Here is an 18,671-nt window from a genome sequence, read left to right on the forward strand (position 1 = left end):
AGGAAATAAAATGACTGATTTGCACCTTCCAGTACGTTTAAAACGATTACGCAGCAGTCCTGCTGTGAGAGCTTTAATACAGGAAACGCGATTACATCCGCAACAATTTATTGCGCCCTTATTTATTTCAGAAACAATTTCAGCCAAACAAGAAATTAAAAGTATGCCAGGGCAATTTCAATTAAGTCTCAATGACTTAGCTGCTGAAATAAACCAACTCGCTGAATTAGGTATTAGAGCGGTTTTACTTTTTGGCATTCCTAGCCATAAGGATGAGATTGGCAGTGCCTCGCTTCACTCCGATGGCATAATTCAGCGAGCTGTGCGGGTCATTCGTGAAGTCAATAAGGATATTTTAATTATTACTGATGTCTGTTTTTGCGAATACACGGACCATGGCCATTGCGGCACTTTACAGGGTCAGAAATTAGATAACGATAAGACCTTGGAATTATTGGCTCAACAAGCAGTAAGCCATGCCGATGCAGGTGCGGATTGGGTAGCTCCCAGCAGTATGACAGATGGAATGGTCGCTGCAATTCGTCAAGCCTTAGATAAAGCAGGTCATACTAATACAGCAATTTTGAGTTACGCGGTTAAATACAGTTCAAGTTTCTACGGTCCTTTCCGTGAAGCCGCTCAAGGCACTCCTCAGTTTGGTGACCGCAAAAGCTATCAAATGGATCCTGCCAATTCTAACGAAGCATTGAGAGAAGCCGCGCTGGATTTAGCAGAGGGTGCTGATTTACTCATGGTAAAACCAGCCATGATCTACCTTGATGTCATCTACAGAGTTAAACAACATTTTCCCGAAATACCTTTATGTGCTTATCAAGTCAGTGGAGAATATTCCATGATAAAAAATGCAGCCCTTCATGGATTAATCAACGAAGAGCAAGCTATGGTTGAGAGCCTGTTAGCCATTAAACGCGCGGGGGCTGATCTTATTATTTCTTATTTTGCCAAGGATCTCGCAAAATTATTGAAGAGATTCTAATCCTAACCTAGCAACGGTCAGGAATTCTACATTCAAACCCGTTGCTACTTTGCAAAAAAAAACCACGCTAGTGCGTGGTTTTTTAATTGCCTTCAAGTTATTTAGTTGGGGCAATCATAGGAGCTGGTTGGTCAAGAACCCAAACTGCTTGTACACCAACTAAGTCGGCATGCGCTTTAATGCTTGCATCAACATTATAAGTGCTAGTCGCTCCCACGGCATTAGTGCGGTTAACACTATAGCGACCTGCAGAGAATAGATGGGTATAGCCTAAATCGAAACCAACGTTTGGTTGCAATTGATAATGCGCACCCACTGAAGTAGCCCAACGGTTAGTATCAGGTATACGAATATCTCGAAACTCATTTCTGGTCGGAGTCTGATCCCAACCGCCACCTACTCTCAACATTAATACATCGGTCAGTTGATAATTAGCCCCTAAAGCAAAACGCCAAGCGTTACGATAGTTTTCAGTCGTAGTCGAATTGACCAAAGTCTGAGCTAATCGAGGTGCATAAGCAGCAACTCGTTGTAACTCCAATGTTTTTAGCGAATTCCACCCGGTGTAAACAGCAGAACCTAAAATTGCAAGTCTAGGATTAATATCTTGATAAAAACTTAAGGTAGTCACATCTGGGAATATAATATTGTTACTTGTTAGAGTATCACTCCAGAAGATTGCCTCACCATCAGCAGCCAATACCGCAGATGGTGTAAGATTAGGTCCTAAGCTCGCTAATCGACCTTGTAAACGGCTAAATCCATTGAACCGATGTCTCATTTGAGATTGGTAGTTTAAACCAATACGAGTATGGTCTTGTTGAAACAGTAACATACCGCCTGCATGAAAACCTACGCCATAAGAATGACCTTTGTTGTAGCTTAATGAATCCAGGAAGTAAGGTAAATTAAACTGCAAAAGCGAAGTCGGCGCGCCAAGAACGCTATGAAATCTTACTCTAGCGTACTGGAGATCGATACCTAAACCTAAAGCAAAATGATCAGTTAGTCGACCACCTATCTCCGGTGAGAGGTTAGCAGTGATTAAGTTACTTGAGGTTGCCGCATAACGTACAGGTCCTACACGATCCCACTGAGTGGCTAAACCGAATGGCGCAACAAAGCTTAAACCAAAGGCCATATTTTGACCAAATGGTAAGGCATAATGGAATGATGGGATATAACCCATTTTACCACCGCTTAAGTTTGTAAACGATTGTGTATAATTTGGTAACCCTTGTGTTGCAAAGGTACTTGCACCTGAGAGTTTTGCTGAAACAAACGCAGTTACCTCACCGGTCACGATCTCTTGTCGGTGAAGCAAAGCCAGACCCGCGGGGTTATACCAACCTGTTGAAGCATCGGCAGCTTCCGCAGCGATACCTGCAGCGTAGTTACCAATTGCAGCCGGTCTACTTTCAGTGTACAGGGAAAAGCTCCCTGCATTAGCGGCACTATTGGCCATCATCGCTAAAACGGCTGCACTAGCGATAGTTCTTATGGGTCTCTGCATGCTCTTCACTCCAGACTCCTTACCATTAAAATATGCATTCCTGAATATTGCAAAAAAACAGACAGTGATAATAAATGAATTGGATAGCTTTTCAACCAATTATTGAAAAAAATTGTTAATATAATCATTGGCAATTCATATAAAATCCAATATGAAAATATTTAGCTCATGATGGATATTTAATGCCATTTCTTATTTGGAAAACTTGCTTGTAATTGCTTTCTAGTCCATGTTAATGTGTTCTTTTTTTGCTCGAGATTTATCATGCAACAAGTCGTAACCAAATTTGGTGGAACCAGTGTCTCTTCACTTCAAACCTGGGAAAATATTGCTGCGATCACGCAGCAGCATATTGCTAGTGGCGTTCAGCCTATTATCGTTTGTTCAGCACTCACTCAAGCTTCAAATAAATTAGAAAAAGCAATCGAAGCAGCACTTCTCAACCAACATCAGAAAATAGAAGAAGAAATCACTCAGGGTTATCTCGAGCTAACCGAAGCCTTAAAAGTACCGTCAGATCTGATAAGTGTTGATTTAAATCAATTAAAGCAATGGCTCACCGGTATCGCTCTCTTAAAAGAAGCGCCTGCTAAAACCCGTGCACAGATTCTTAGTCTCGGTGAATTAATGATGACTCGCTTAGGACACGCTTTTATCGCCAATAAAGGAATGAATTGTCTGTGGTTTGATGTGCGTGAAGCGTTAGTTTCTACGCCAATTCCTGGGGGGGATACAATTAACTATTTGGCTGCACGTTGTAATTCTGAGGCAAACCCTGCACTTAGAAAAAAGTTACTTACTAGCGGTGCAGAAGTCATTATCACTCAAGGCTTTTTCGCCGCGAATCCTCATGGCGATACCGTATTGCTAGGCCGTGGAGGATCGGATACTACAGCAGGTTTACTCGCTGCACTGTTAGAAGCAAGTGCTTGTGAAATTTGGACTGATGTCCCAGGAATTTATACTGCAAACCCCCATCAGCTACCCCATGCGCGCCTTCTTAAACAATTAAATTATGATGAAGCCCAGGAAATTGCCACTATGGGTGCAAAGGTTTTGCATCCCAATTGCATACCGCCGGTACGTAAAGCGGGAATTCCCATGGTGGTTAAATTCACTCGTCTACCAGAACATTCTGGAACCCGCATTTCAAAAGAAAGTGACGACAAAGCACCACCCATTAAATCCATCCAAGTCAAAAATAGCATTATCTTGATTTCGATTGATACACTCAACATGTGGCAGCAGGTAGGTTTTTTAGCGGATATCTTTGGTGCATTTAAATTGCATGGGTTTTCCGTTGACCTGCTCTCTTCATCCGAATTTAACGTAACTCTTTCATTAGATACTAGTGCAAGACTTCGCGATCGAGCTTCTCTAGACGCTTTATTAGCAGATCTAAATCGCTTCGGTCGGGCAAAACTCATTGAAGCTTGTAGCGCCGTCAGTTTAGTAGGCCATCATATTCGTACTGTTCTTCCACAATTAGGTCCGACGCTTGAGGTTTTTGATGCTCAACAAATTTACCTTATGTCTTTAGCCTCAAATGATCTGAACCTAACCTTCGTGGTGGATGAGGGGCAAGCCGATAAATTATGCCAAAAACTCCATGCGCTATTGATTGAAAATAATCCGCAAAGCTTTTATTACTCCAAAAGCTGGCAAGAAGAATTTGGTAATAACGGAGCAAAAACTAAACCTTGGTGGGAAAATGAACAGGAACGCTTGCTTAATCTGGCCAGTACTCACTCCCCCTGCTATGTCTATCATCGTCAAACCCAGGCAGCTAAAGCGGAGGAATTACTCAGCTTAAAATCAATCGACCGCTTATTTTATGCCATTAAAGCCAACCCACACCCTGCAATTTTACAAACTTTATATGAAAAAGGGATTAGCTTTGAATGTGTTTCTATCGAAGAATTAAGGCATGTAATGGCCCTATTTCCAAACATTGACAATCAACGAATTCTCTTCACTCCTAATTTTGCGGCCAAAGACGAATACGCTTTTGCGTTAGCTTTAGGCTGTTATGTAACGGTCGATAATTTATATCCACTGGAAAATTGGCCTGAACTCTTTAAAAATCAATGCATTTTATTGCGTATTGATCCAGGTAGCGGCGCGGGGCATCATAAATATGTCTGTACGGGTGGTAATGAATCAAAATTTGGTATACCTCGTAGCGATTTACCTCAACTCACTGAACTAGTAAAGCAAACCCAGGTTAAAGTCATTGGGTTACATACTCATTCTGGCTCCGGTATTTTAACTCCTGAGCTTTGGCAGCAGACAGCAGTGATGCTGACTTCCCTACTTCCTCATTTTCCCGAGGTTAGCATCATTAATTTAGGCGGCGGTTTAGGTATCGTTGAAAAACCAGGCCAGCAAGCGCTCGATTTAGCAGCCCTGGATGCCTCGCTAATGGCAGTCAAGTCCAGTTTTGCTCATCTGTCGTTTTGGTTGGAACCAGGTCGTTTCTTTGTTGCTGAAAGCGGTGTTATTCTCGCCAAAGTGACTCAGTGCAAAGAAAAAGGTAAAACGCATTTTATAGGCATCGAAACAGGCATGAATACGCTGATGCGCCCTGCTCTTTACGGGGCTTATCATGAAATTGTCAATTTAAGCCGTTTTCAGGATGAGAAAATAGGTTTTGCTCACATTGTTGGCCCCATTTGCGAATCTGGAGATACTTTGGGCTACGATCGGCTTATGCCTAAAACGCAGGAAAAAGATATTTTGTTAATAGCGAATACCGGTGCTTACGGACATAGTATGAGTTCAAACTATAATCTTAGAGCCCCTGCACAAGAAATAGTATTGGATTAATCAGACTATGCTTAAGGACAGCCAACAGCGCGCACAAGCCACAGATCCTCGGCTCTCGTTTATTGTACAAGCGCCAGCAGGATCAGGGAAAACCGAAATTTTGACGCAACGTTATTTGCGGCTATTAAGTACGGTAAATGCGCCTGAACAAATTGTGGCGCTCACTTTTACTCGCAAAGCAGCCAGTGAAATGCGTGAGCGCATTTTATTGGCCTTACAAAAAGTGGCTAAGGGCACAAAAGCCACTTCGCCGCATCAGGAACAAACTTACCGTTACGCTGGCGAAGCCCTTGCTCGATCGAACAAACTTGGGTGGCAATTATTGGATTATCCGGGTCGATTACGTATCATTACCATTGATTCCTTATGCCAAACAATTTGTCATGCAATTCCCTTAGCCGAGAAACAAATTCCTTTCGCAGAAATCAGTGACAATCCCGATGCTCATTACCGAGCCGCCGCTAAAGCTTGCCTTACGCATGCTGTAGCTGATCAAAACCTTCATTTACCTTTAAAACATTTGTTGGAACATTTAGATAATCGCCAAGATCGACTGCTGCAGTTATTCAGCGAATTACTTGCCACTCGCGACCAATGGCTAGGCTCACTCTACTCAGCACGCGAACACAATAAAGCGAATTATGAACAAATGCTCGCTTTCATTGAACAACATGAGTTGAGGCGTTTTCAACAGACGATTCCTTTGGAATTAGGTAACGAATTGTGCTCGCTCGCAAATCAGATGGCCTGTGTGGAATCCAACCCCGACAATTCTCGATATTTTTTACGTGACTGGGTGAGTTTTGATCAGATGGATCGCAAGATTGCAGCAGGTTTAGCCGCTTTACTGCTCACTTCTGACGATAAATTGAGAAAAGGCTTTGACCATCATGTTGGACTAAAACGAGGTAATTGCGAAGACGCCTTGTACGATAAACTGAAGTCTAACTCTAAAACGCTGTTGCTCAAACTCGATGAGAGTCAGGGATTTCTTGAGGCTTTAATCAAAATTAAAAACCTACCCTCACCGCATTACAATCCTGAACAATGGCAGGTTTTACAAGCTTTATTTATTTTACTTCCCTTATTAGTAGGCCATTTGCATTTGATTTTTTCTGAACAAAACGAAGTGGATTTTAGTGCAATTTCTCAACAGGCATTGTTGGCTTTAGGAGATGACGAACACCCCACAGACCTAGCGCTTTATCTTGATAATACGATTCAGCATTTACTCATTGATGAATTCCAAGACACTTCGATTCAACAATTTCAATTGCTAGCCAAATTAGTACAAGGCTGGCAGCCTGATGATGGGCGTACTTTATTTGTTGTGGGTGATCCCATGCAATCGATTTATCGTTTCCGGCAAGCGGAAGTTGGTCTTTTCCTAAAAGCGAAGCAAACGGGAATTGGTCCCGTCCATTTAGAGAGTTTAGAGTTATGTTGCAATTTTCGTTCAACCGCAACCATCGTTGATTGGGTTAATCAACAATTTAAAACTATTTTCCCGCAATACGACGATATTGAATCAGGGGCCATTTCTTTTCATCACTCTGTGAATGTTCAAGTTGACAGCAATAATAGCCATATTAAAGCGTGGCAATTCCCCAATCGCCGCCAAGAAGCTCAAGCATTAGTGACATTCATTGCTGAAGAATTGAAAAATTATCCCGACGATGAAATCGCTATTTTGGTGCGTTCCCGCCGCCAATTAAGCGAAATTGTCCATTTATTGCGTGAACAACAAATCCCATTTCAAGGCGTTGAAATTGAACTTTTAGCAAAACTTCCCCATTTACGTGATCTTTGGTCATTGGCTCAAGCTCTATTATTACCAGCTAATCGCCTTTCTTGGCTCGCTTTATTGCGTAGTCCTTTCGGGGGTTTTTCGCTTGCTGATCTTCACTTACTGGCTAATTTCGATCGAAAAAAATCGATTTATTACGCTTTATCGCAACCACAATGTTTAGCACAGTTAACTGAAGACGGTCGTACTCGTGCTCAATTTATTTATGCAGTCATGCGCGATGCACTTGCTTGTCGCCATCAACAATCTTTAGTGGATTGGATAGCTCAAACGCTTAAAAACTTACATGGCGATAAAATTCTTGATGGGTTGCAACTGGAAGATTTAGAACAATTTTGGTTATTACTTGAACGCTTTACCCAAGCGGGCCAACTCCCCGATTTTGACTATTTTAAAATTGAATTTGATAAACTTTATTCCCAGCGCGTTAATCCCTCACGCTTACAAGTGATGACCATTCATAAATCGAAGGGATTAGAATTCGACTGCGTTATTTTGCCAGGCCTAAGTGCGAAATCCCAGACTAGCGATCAGCCCCTGCTGCGCTGGCTAAAATTACCCAGTCAACAACAGGAAGAATTGCTGCTCGTTTCGCCCATAAAAGCAGCTCACCAAGAACAATGTTTACTCTATGATTATCTGGGTAAATTAGCTACTGAAAAAGATCAATATGAGCTACAACGCTTGTTTTATGTTGCCGCAACACGGGCTAAAAAGCGTCTTTATCTTTTTGATAACAACGATAAAGAAACCAAAGGTAGCTTCCGCAGCTTTCTGAAAAATCAAGAATTTTTAGCTCCAAACGCAGAAGATCTGGAACATGAATCGGAACAATTATTTCCTTCCCTCTATCGCTTACCCATCGATTTTTATCTTCATCCGGCCCCTACTTTAGATTTTCAACCTCAGAAATCAATGTCTTTAATTTCTCATGGGACAGCACGACAGATAGGGATTGTCGCTCACGAATTACTGCAATGGATTTGCAACCATCATCCCAACAATATTGAGGAATTACCTTGGAAAATGATTGCCAAACAATTTAAAAGTTTAGGGTTTACTCAAATGGAGCAAGAAGAAGCCTTTAACGCACTTCGTCGCCAAATCACTCATTTGTTTAGCGACCCAATTGGTCAATGGCTTAGTAAAGTGCATCACGAAGAACGTAACGAATATGAACTGCTGATCAACGAGCAAGGTTTGCCAAGCACACGAATAATCGATCGCACATTTATTGAAAATGGCATTCGTTGGATTATTGATTTTAAAACAGGCAATGAAGCCGAAATAACGCAAAAGGAGCATCATCAACAAGTCACTCATTATGCGCGATTATTAGCCACTTATTCGCTAGAACCTATACACTGCGGTCTTTACTATTTATCCAGTGGTCATTGGGTTACGTGGAAGTATGAGGTGGCTTTAGAGAAGATAGTTAATGCTAGCTAGCTAGCTCATTTCTGGATTGACTTATATAATGTCAGCTAAAAAGTGGAACTTACAAATGAACTTAGAAAATCGCATCACTGAAATACTTGCCAATACTCCAGATAAATTACTTGGTTTAAATACCCATCAGCTAGCTATGCAAGCAAAATTAACCCCAGCAGGAAAGGAAATTAATTTATCCTTGCACGCCGGCTTTCCGACAAAACCCTTTGAAACTGCTCTATTACCTGTATTGCACAGTGCTTTGAATCAAGCGCTTCCTGAGTATTCAATTAAAATAAACCTTGAACCTTTTATCAAAGCTCATCGTACGCAATTAGTTGGCAAAGGCCTTCGAGGTGTAAAAAATACAATTGCCGTTGCCTCGGGTAAAGGCGGTGTTGGTAAATCGACAGTGGCCGTGAATCTAGCGATTGCTCTTGCAAAAGCAGGTGCCAAGGTAGGGATTCTTGACGCCGATATTTATGGCCCTAGTATTCCCCTCATGCTGGGTAAAACTGAGCCAGTGCAAATAAGTGGCGAGCATTATTTACCTGTCTCCGCCCATGGCATACAAGCGATGTCGATTGGCTATTTAACCGACAGCGAACAAGCATTGATTTGGCGTGGACCGATGCTTGCTAAATCACTTATCCAAATGCTTGATCTGACTTTGTGGGATGACTTAGATTATTTGATTATCGATTTACCGCCTGGTACAGGTGATATTCAATTAAGTCTGGTACAAAAAATTCCTTTGACGGGTGCTGTCATCGTCACCACCCCACAAAATGTAGCAACTTTAGATGCACAAAAAGCTATTAAAATGTTTGAAAGAACAAATATTGAAGTCTTAGGTCTGGTGGAAAATATGTCTCTGCATCGCTGCAGTCAATGTGGACATCAAGAAGCGATTTTTGGCGCGGGCGGTGGACAGAAATTGAGTGAAAATTTTCATGTTCAACTACTTGGCCAGTTACCTTTAGATAGTCAAATCCGTAGCCAATGCGATGAAGGGAAACCGACTGCAGCTAATCTTGATGGCGATTTAGCACAGTCATTTATGCAAATTGCTATGAGAACTGCAATTGCTTTAGCAAAGAAACCATTAAATTATGCCGACAAATTTCCAAATATCGTAGTTGAGCAATAAATATTCATTTTGTTTTATTTACAATCTTTAATGAACCGTTTATTTTCGTGTTAAAATAGAATTTTACTAAGAGTATTCATCAATGTCTGAAAATTACACAGCCGAAGCGATTGAGGTGTTAAGTGGCCTAGAACCAGTTCAACGTCGCCCCGGGATGTACACGGATACAACCCGACCTAATCACTTAGCTCAGGAAGTCATTGATAATAGTGTTGATGAAGTGATTGCAGGCTTCGCAAGTCAAATTATCGTGACGCTTCATGAAGATGGCTCAGTCGAAGTAGAAGACAATGGTCGAGGCATGCCGGTGGATCTTCATCCACAACTTGGTTTAACCGGCGTCGAAGTGATTATGACTCGTCTGCATGCCGGCGGAAAGTTTTCGGACAAAAACTATAGCTTTTCGGGCGGTTTGCATGGTGTTGGCGTGTCCGTGGTCAATGCCCTGTCAGAACGTGTAGAGGTGACGATTAAGCGTAATGCCATTATTTATCATATGGCGTTTGCCAACGGCGACAAGCAACAAGAACTCAATGAAACCGGCGTCACAAAAAAACGCGATACGGGAACAACAATTCGCTTTTGGCCTAACGCCAAGTATTTTGATACGACCAAGATATCGGTTAAACAACTCACTCATGTATTACGAGCGAAAGCAGTTCTTTGTCCTGGTTTATCGATGACTTTTATCAACAAAACCAACAATGAACAACTGCATTGGTGCTATGAAAAGGGCCTTGCGGACTATTTGCGTCAATCACTACCTTCGGATTATTTCCCTGAGGAACCTTTTACCGGTGAATTTTCAAGCGAAGAAGCCACAGTCGATTGGGCTCTCGCCTGGGTATCTACTCCTAATGGTAATTTGAGCGAAAGTTATGTGAATTTAATCCCCACTGTGCAAGGCGGGACTCATGTTAATGGCTTACGTGCAGGGCTTTATGATGCCTTGTCAGCCTTTTGTGAGTTACGCAATTTACTCCCACGCGGTGTGAAATTAACGGCGGATGATCTCTGGGAACCTTGTCAGTATGTATTATCTGTTAAAATGAAAGAGCCTCAATTTGCAGGCCAAACAAAGGAACGTTTAAGTTCACGACAAACAGCGGCGTTTGTCAGTAATGTGGTAAAAGATGCCTTCGCGCTCTGGCTTAATCAACATCGTAATCAAGGCGAAGCGATTGCCGCTTTTGCGATTGAGCGCGCGCAAAAACGTCTGCGCCAAGCGAAACAAGTCGCTCGTAAACGAGTGAGCCAAGGCCCGGCTTTACCTGGAAAATTGGCTGATTGCCTTCAACAAGATTTAAGTCAAGCTGAGTTGTTTCTTGTTGAAGGAGATTCGGCGGGCGGCTCAGCGAAACAAGCGCGTAATAAGGATTTCCAGGCCATCTTGCCCCTTCGCGGAAAAATCCTGAACTCCTGGGAAATTGAATCTTCCCAAGTTCTTGCTTCGCAAGAAATTCACGATATTTCCGTTGCGGTCGGAATTGATCCAGGCTCGGATGATTTAAGTGGTTTAAGGTATGGAAAATTATGCATCCTCGCCGATGCAGATTCTGACGGAGCTCATATTGCTACGTTGTTATGCGCTTTATTTTTGCGACATTTTAAACCACTCGTCCAAGCGGGTCACGTTTTTGTTGCCATGCCCCCCTTGTATCGCATAGATGCTGGCAAAATTGTGCATTATGCTTTAGATGATGAAGAAAAAGAAAAAATAATCGCCCACCTCACGCAAACCCAACGAGGAAAAATCAATGTCCAACGCTTCAAAGGACTGGGCGAAATGAACCCTATACAATTGCGTGAAACCACAATGGATCCCAACACACGACGTCTCGTGCAATTGACTCTTGACAATGAAGAAACAACTATGGCTATGATGGATATGATGCTTGCTAAAAAAAGAGCCTCGGACCGTAAAGCTTGGTTGGAAACGAAAGGGAATTTAGCGGAAATATAAGAAAGGGTTTGAATGAAAAAATGTTGGGACAAGGCTCGGCGCTGGTTGATGCGAGCTCCCCGCTTTCGCGGAAGTCCCTAGTAGGCTAGGACTTGGCCAACATTTCTCTAGGATAAGTAGTTATATACAAGGAGAACTTATGGAGTACCTGCAATTAGGTCAATCGGATCTAAAAGTCTCTAAACTTTGTCTCGGATGCATGAGTTATGGGGATCCGACGAGCGGTCATTACTCCTGGGTTCTTAATGAGAAAGATTCACGCCCCTTTATCAAACAAGCATTGGACTTGGGAATTAACTTTTTCGACACAGCCAATATGTACTCCTTTGGAGCAAGTGAGCGTATTCTTGGGAAAGCACTTAAAGATTTTACGCAGCGCAGTGAAGTGGTTATTGCTACAAAAATTTTTTTCCCGATGATTAAAGAAGATCCTAGTAGCGGCGGCCTTTCAAGAAAATCTATTTTCTATGAAGTTGATCAAAGCCTAAAACGACTAGGTACCGATTATATCGATCTCTATCAAATTCATCGCTGGGATTATAAAACTCCCATTGAAGAAACGCTGGAGGCCCTGGATGAAGTGGTCAAAGCGGGAAAGGCAAGATACATAGGCGCCTCCTCCATGTTTGCCTGGCAATTTGCTAAAAGCCTTTATCTTGCTGATCAACATCATTGGCAGCGGTTTATTTCCATGCAGCCTCATTATAATCTGATTTATCGAGAAGAAGAGCGTGAAATGTTTCCTCTCTGCCAGGAAGAAAAGATTGCTATCTTACCTTGGAGTCCTCTTGCACGCGGACGACTAGCTCGTTCGTTAGAAAGCCAAGCCACTATACGCTCGCAAACCGATCAGGTGGGTAAAAAACTATATGATCACAGCCGCGAAGCAGACAATCAGGTCATTAAACAGGTGAATCGCATAGCTCAGCAAAGAGAAATTACCCCTTCCCAGGTTGCTCTCGCTTGGCTTTTCAACAATCCTGCCATAAGCACACCGATCATTGGCGCAACAATACCTCATCATCTTGAAGATGCGGTGCAAGCACTTGGCATAAAATTAACTAAAGAAGAAATACGCTCACTGGAAGCCCCTTATGTGCCTCATGAAATTGCAGGTTTTTCTAGAGATTAGCGGTCAGATAAAGGGAACAACGCCATGGCTAAACAATTAAATAATCCTTTACACGAACTCATTATCATCGAAAATGATGCACGAAATTTCGGTTTTGATTGGCCGCATGAAGAAATGATTATTGAACAAGCCCTTTCAGAATGCGATGAAATTAGGGAAGCTATTGCTAACAATGAGCCGTCTCATCGCGTTCAAGAAGAAATCGGCGACTTACTTCACACAGCAATCTCATTATGTCTTTTTGCGGGCTTTGATCCTGAACAAACCCTGGCGAAAGTGGCTAAAAAATTCGGAGTCAGAATGGAGGCTTTAAAAACCATTGCGAAAGAGCAAGGTTTAACAAGCCTGAAAGGTCAGTCCACTGAATTTATGATTGAATTGTGGAAGAAAGCAAAATTAGCTAATAGTTAGGCTTAAACAAAGTAGACAGGGTGTTATGTAAAAGGTCGATTTTGTGGGTTTTCATTATAGGATTCGATAAGCTCGATGAATTTGCCTAAATGAACACTATTTATTTCATTATTAAGTTCCTTTAATGCATTCATGAGGCTTTCAAAACTGCTCAAATTTTCTTTAATCTGACTTCGCTCTTGAGGTTTAAAGCTACAATCTGATACTAAATCATCATTATCATAGAGCTCTAATTTTGAATAAAAAGGGGCATCGTTTTCAATAAATTTTAAAAAAACAGCCCTATTAACAGGGGTAATGCTATTTTCCAACGGTTTAAACACAATTGACACCCCTTATCTTTGGACTATTTAACTAATGTAACTATAGTTGATTGCCTTGATAAAAACCAGCTATTCGACTTACCCTATCCCACGCATTGTCTATAATTTAACCAAGTTGACAAACTTGGTTTTGATTATGCCTATTATAATTGCTGGTTCCGGGCCTGTAGGTTTGTATACTGCTATTCTTTTGGCTAAAAAGGGATATCCTGTACAAGTCATCGATAAGTATGTGGATAATTTCACAAGGCCTGGAGTTGTGGCAATTCAAGCTGGAGAAACAATTGCCAGGCAACTTAAGAGAATTGGAATTGATGTGGAAATTCCTTTAGCGGCTTCCTCGCCAGAAACCTATTATATTAGCGATATTCAGAGAGTTTTATATAAAAAAGCGAAAGACTTAGGTGTAATATTCACTAAGGCAAATTTTAAAAGTATAAAAAGCAACGCTGTCGAGGTGGAAGGAACTACAAACCTGATACCCTGTGATATGTTGATTGATTGCACAGGAGAAAATAGACAGGTCGTCAATTATATAATATCAAACAAGGCCCCAGCCCCTTTTACAATTTCTAAAATTGCAACAAATCCGGTGAAAACTAATTTTATTGCTTTTATTACGTTAAGCAATGAGGATGCAGAGTTATTACGTTCCTATAACAGCAAGGCTAATCCTGTTAATACGGTTTTGCAATTTGAATCCTTAAGAGAACAAGGATGGACTATGAATGATATACCTCATTGGGATATAAGGCGCTGGGAATACAGTGAAAAAGAAAAACGTTTTTGTTGTTATTTTGAAATGCCCGATGAGCTAGCTCGTGCTCCTGAACTCCCAAAAAAAGAGTGGTTAGCCACAATGCTTAAATTAAAAACAGGAAAAACTATTGATTTTGAGATTGAAGGCGGCTCAACACTGAAATTTAGTTCTTTTTACGTTGACCCTCATCAAGTTGAAAATCCGATTTTAGAAGCAGGCCCTTATCCTTTTCCTGTAGTTGCTTGTGGGGACGCCTTAATGAGTGCAGAGTATCGCAAAGGAACAGGGATATATAACGGTATTGTTTGTGCTAATGGCTTAGTGAACGCAACTAGGTTTAATGAGGGAAAAATCCAGGTAAATAGCCAGGCTTTTTATACTACAATGACTGATTATGTACCTACAGGAAACCAGATTGAAGCTCATATCAGGGAGGTAAAACAAGCCTATCAGTCCAGACTAAATAAATTATCCGATATAAAAATTCACAAAGAAACATTAGCTACTTTTTTTGCAGCTCATGCCTCCTCACCGGAGGATGAAACTATAAAAAAAGGCGTATTTCATCAAATAGGGATATTTAAAAAATTAGCCGATAACCTTCTTGTCAGTAAGAATTATGCCAAGGCCTGTCTTGCTTATGAGGAAGTGCTCTCGGCCTGTAAGATACTCGAGGAAAATCCCAGTGTTGACATAACTGAGCTAGTTAAACTTTATGATTTAAAAGCAAGAATTTACTCTAACCTTGAAAGATCCTATAGGGGTAATAATAATCTTCTCAAAGCAGAGGAAAGTTTAGTAGAAAGTATCCAAACTTGTGAGAAGGCGATTACTCGTATAGGTAATACGGAAGATGTGACTCTTTTCAAATTTAAAAAAGAACTCTCAGATTTTCGAATAAAACTCGAAGTGCGACAGGAATCTTATACAAAGCATGAAAAGCAACAGAATCCGTCGCAGACTTAATTCGCATGAACTGAAACAGCTCTTCGAATTAGACCACCCTAGCCTTCCCCCAATTCACTAAAGGAGCAAGATTCGAATAATCATCTGTCCACAACCAACGACTGCCTTCTTCCGCAGCAAAACGCCATCCCGAATTCTGCATTAATTCAACAGCCATGGCTTGATTAGTAGTCAATAATACCCATTCAGCAGGAAATTTCCCTTCAAAATAATTTTCAGCTTGTTGTTTGTGCAATACAATCAATTCCAGCTCTCGACTCGCTGTAATGATGATGGGAAGTAGATGTAAATGACGATTACTAATATTTACCAGAATTACCCCATCCTCCTTAATTTTATGTTGATATAATTTAAAGGCTTCCAGGGTTAACAAGTGAGTGGGAATCGCATCAGAAGAAAAGGCATCGACAACAACAAGATCCAAATTAGTCTCTGGATTATCATGCAAAACAATCCGGCCATCACCTTCAATGACTGATATTTTCGGCGGACAATCACGTAAATAAGTAAAATAGTTAGTATTGCTAGCGATATTAATCACTTGCCGATCAATATCAATAATCTCAAGCCTATCGTTAGCTCGAAACTGGCAAGCCATCATTCCCGTGCCTAAGCCGATTAAACTCGCATTCAAAGCAGGATGCCTTGTTTGTAAATGCTGCACAGCTGACAGCACGGGGTTATAATAAGCCATTGCAGAATTGTCAGGTTGATCTTGCGTGAATTGAAAACCATGCAAGATATTCTGACTCACTAACACATGAGCTCCATTAACCGAAAGAACTTGCTTCACCCCATAAAAATTACGCTGCTGAGTTAGCGTTTCCATTGATTTAAACCAGGGACTAAATAGAAAGACAAATAAAATCGCCATGCCCCCAAACAGGTTTAGACTGTTTTTAGGCCAAATCAGAATAAGACTTAAGGCTAAAATTTCGAGAATATGATTCGTCTTCAACCAAAGTTGATTTGGCAAAAAATAATTTATAAGCTCTAGGGCAAATAAAATAAAAACAGTGCTGCCTACTCCGGTCGATTTAGGTAAAGAAATACAAAGCATTGCCGCAGCAAAAATCAACGGATATTCATAGGATCCAGAGAAAAGTCGTGGTGCTAATAAACCATTAAATAAACCGGCTAATGCCCCTCCCAACGCAATACAAAAATAAAAACTGGTTAACTGACTGGTCGACGGTCTTATTCTTACCAATTCACCAAGGCATAAAAGGGCGAGCATAAAAAAGCTCGCTAAATGAAACAGGATAAGCTGCCAAGTTAGCAGCATATGAATACCGACAATAAAACCTAGGACGGGGAAAATAATAAATAATAAGGTATTTCTCATCACCCATTCATGCGAAATAATCGGTTTTTGCGCAAAACTAATGATAAAAGATAATAAATAAATCGCTAAGGGAATAACCCAAAATAAGGGCGTCGCGGCAATATCAGTCGAGATATAAAAAGAAACTCCTAACATCAAACTACAAGGGATAAAGCTGTAGCCAATCCAACACAGTCGTATTCTCCAAGAGAACTGACTTTTTTCATCGCTCGACTCTAACAATTTCTGTTTGGGAATAGTGACCAATAGGATAAATAAAAAGATCGCATAAATCGCAAAACCCAACTTCCAATAATCAAATTGCAGCTTTAAACCCAGATAACGTTCAACCCCAAAAGGATAAGCTAATAAAGCGAGTAAACTGCCAATATTGGACAGGGCATACAAAAAATAAGGATCGCTCGCATACTTAGCGCGTGTCTGGCTGTAAGCAAATTGCAATAATGGCGCTGAAGCACCGATAACAATTAAAGGTAATCCTAAATGGGTGATTAGATAATTTAAGATTGCTAAATCCGGTGAGCCACTATTGGAAGAGGGTGTAAATGACAAAGGCAAAGCCATTAAACTTAGCAAAACCAATAATCCGTGTAAAACACGCCAAACCCACCAACGTGCAAAACGACTGAGTAGCCAAGCATAGCCATAAGCGAGCAAGAGCAGGAATTGAAAAAACAACATGCATACAGTCCAAACTGCAGGAGTTCCACCATAGATAGGTAGCAACAGTTTCGCAACTAGAGGCTGAATAACAAATAATAAGAATGCACTTAAAAATAAGTTAATTGAAAATAAAAGCGGTATCACAGATTCGTCCTGAAAAGCTCAGATTGGTTAAATCTTTAGAATGAGTAAATTGTGGCTGATCTTGGAAAACTAGGGAAGTTATTTTGTAAAGATCAGGTCACTTGATTAAAACAGGTGAACAACATAGTTCGATGGGTCCTGCGATCAAAGCCTACCGATTGGATCTACATTTTACTCACAAATGGAATTGGTATGTTGTTAGCTCCTTTGTAGTGTTGGACTATAATGCTTCGAGACGACGCTAACACGCCTCTCAGCACGAACGGATTAAAGACATATCAATTCCAATTGTCAACAAAAACTTAGAGCCAATTAATAGGTTTAGTCACTTCAGTTTATCCACAATAACGGCATTCTTACTATAATTACTAATAAACTTGATTTCAGGATTAACATGCCCAAGCATTATCGCATTGAATGCATGACCAAGGAGGAAGTCAAACTTGCTATTGAGTGGGCTGCTAGAGAAGGATGGAATCCAGGCTTACATGATGCGGATTATTTCTACCAAACCGATCCCAGAGGCTTTTTTGCTGGAAAATTAGACGGAAAAATCATTGCTGTAGGTTCCGCAGTCATTTATGACGAATTTTTTGCATTTTGTGGTTTGTATATTGTCGATGAGCATTACCGCGGGCAGCAGTATGGCTTAGAACTCACCCAAAAACGTCTAGCCTATATCGGATCCCGAAATGCGGGCATTGACGGGGTCAGGTCTATGCACGACAAATACGCGCAACTCGGATATAAATGGGCTCACTCGAATGCTCGCTATAGCGGCAAGGCAAATAAAACAAGGACTAGATTCCCTGCCATTTTTCCCATTACAAAAAAACATTTTGCTTCGTTGGTTGCCTATGATCGCCAACATTTTCCAGCGTCTAGAACTCATTTTCTCAAGTGTTGGATTAATCAACCCGAAGGAGCAAGTTTAGGTTATCTTCAGGATAATCAATTGTGTGGCTATGGTGTGCTGAGAGCCTGTCGAGAAGGGTATAAAATCGGTCCTTTGTTTGCCAATAATGAAAAAATTGCCGATGAATTATTCCTTGCTTTAATTAATCATGCCCAAGAAGGCCCCGTTTTTTTAGATATTCCAGAAAATAATAGGCACGCCCTCGCTCTTGTTAAGCGCTACCAATTTGAAAAGGTTTTTGAAACGGTACGCATGTATTTAAAGGGCGAACCTGCTCTTCCTATGGATGAGATCTATGGTATTACTACTTTTGAATTAGGATAA

General features: G+C 41.1%; 12 protein-coding genes. 9 read left to right on the plus strand and 3 right to left on the minus strand.

Features of this window, described 5'->3' with window-relative positions:
• Window positions 1-10 precede the first annotated feature (10 nt).
• A complete protein-coding gene (gene hemB, locus Ldro_RS10670; protein ID WP_058496403.1) occupies window positions 11-997 on the plus strand; it encodes a porphobilinogen synthase in 987 nt (328 codons plus the stop codon).
• A 97-nt stretch (window positions 998-1,094) separates the two neighbouring features.
• On the opposite strand, the gene Ldro_RS10675 is transcribed toward hemB, so the two are convergent.
• On the minus strand, window positions 1,095-2,519 hold the full coding sequence (locus tag Ldro_RS10675) for an OmpP1/FadL family transporter (protein WP_058496404.1): 1,425 nt from the start codon (window positions 2,517-2,519) through the stop codon (window positions 1,095-1,097).
• 255 nt (window positions 2,520-2,774) lie between these two features.
• Between Ldro_RS10675 and Ldro_RS10680 the strand changes: the two genes are divergently transcribed.
• From Ldro_RS10680 to Ldro_RS10705, 6 genes are all read left to right on the plus strand, one after another.
• Window positions 2,775-5,336, plus strand: coding sequence for a bifunctional aspartate kinase/diaminopimelate decarboxylase (locus tag Ldro_RS10680; protein ID WP_058496405.1), 2,562 nt, complete (start codon window positions 2,775-2,777; stop codon window positions 5,334-5,336).
• A gap of 7 nt (window positions 5,337-5,343) precedes the next feature.
• Entirely contained in the window at window positions 5,344-8,592 is a 3,249-nt protein-coding gene (locus tag Ldro_RS10685; protein WP_058496406.1) for a UvrD-helicase domain-containing protein, read from the plus strand.
• A 55-nt stretch (window positions 8,593-8,647) separates the two neighbouring features.
• Entirely contained in the window at window positions 8,648-9,724 is a 1,077-nt protein-coding gene (gene apbC, locus Ldro_RS10690; RefSeq protein ID WP_058496407.1) for an iron-sulfur cluster carrier protein ApbC, read from the plus strand.
• 82 nt (window positions 9,725-9,806) lie between these two features.
• Window positions 9,807-11,687: a DNA topoisomerase IV subunit B gene (gene parE / locus Ldro_RS10695; RefSeq protein ID WP_058496408.1), complete on the plus strand. Its 1,881-nt coding sequence runs from the start codon at window positions 9,807-9,809 to the stop codon at window positions 11,685-11,687.
• 139 nt (window positions 11,688-11,826) lie between these two features.
• The gene (locus Ldro_RS10700) at window positions 11,827-12,819 is read left to right on the plus strand and encodes an aldo/keto reductase (RefSeq protein ID WP_058496409.1); all 993 of its coding nucleotides are present in this window, start codon (window positions 11,827-11,829) and stop codon (window positions 12,817-12,819) included.
• 24 nt (window positions 12,820-12,843) lie between these two features.
• Complete coding sequence (locus tag Ldro_RS10705; protein ID WP_058496410.1) at window positions 12,844-13,230, plus strand: MazG nucleotide pyrophosphohydrolase domain-containing protein; 387 nt, start codon at window positions 12,844-12,846, stop codon at window positions 13,228-13,230.
• Window positions 13,231-13,253: 23 nt separating this feature from the next.
• Here Ldro_RS10705 and Ldro_RS10710 read toward each other — a convergent pair whose 3' ends face one another.
• Window positions 13,254-13,553, minus strand: coding sequence for a hypothetical protein (locus tag Ldro_RS10710; RefSeq protein ID WP_058496411.1), 300 nt, complete (start codon window positions 13,551-13,553; stop codon window positions 13,254-13,256).
• A gap of 136 nt (window positions 13,554-13,689) precedes the next feature.
• Between Ldro_RS10710 and Ldro_RS10715 the strand changes: the two genes are divergently transcribed.
• Window positions 13,690-15,279, plus strand: coding sequence for an FAD-dependent oxidoreductase (locus Ldro_RS10715; RefSeq protein ID WP_058496412.1), 1,590 nt, complete (start codon window positions 13,690-13,692; stop codon window positions 15,277-15,279).
• Between the two features lie 28 nt (window positions 15,280-15,307).
• Here the strand turns inward: Ldro_RS10715 and Ldro_RS10720 are convergent, their stop codons facing one another.
• Complete coding sequence (locus tag Ldro_RS10720; RefSeq protein WP_058496413.1) at window positions 15,308-17,431, minus strand: spermidine synthase; 2,124 nt, start codon at window positions 17,429-17,431, stop codon at window positions 15,308-15,310.
• Between the two features lie 394 nt (window positions 17,432-17,825).
• Here Ldro_RS10720 and Ldro_RS10725 point away from each other — a divergent pair, with 394 nt between their 5' ends.
• Window positions 17,826-18,671 carry a GNAT family N-acetyltransferase gene (locus Ldro_RS10725; RefSeq protein WP_058496414.1) on the plus strand — a complete coding sequence of 282 codons (846 nt, stop codon included), beginning with the start codon at window positions 17,826-17,828 and terminating at the stop codon, window positions 18,669-18,671.

The sequence above is a fragment of the Legionella drozanskii LLAP-1 genome (assembly GCF_001467585.1).
Classification (GTDB): domain Bacteria; phylum Pseudomonadota; class Gammaproteobacteria; order Legionellales; family Legionellaceae; genus Tatlockia; species Tatlockia drozanskii.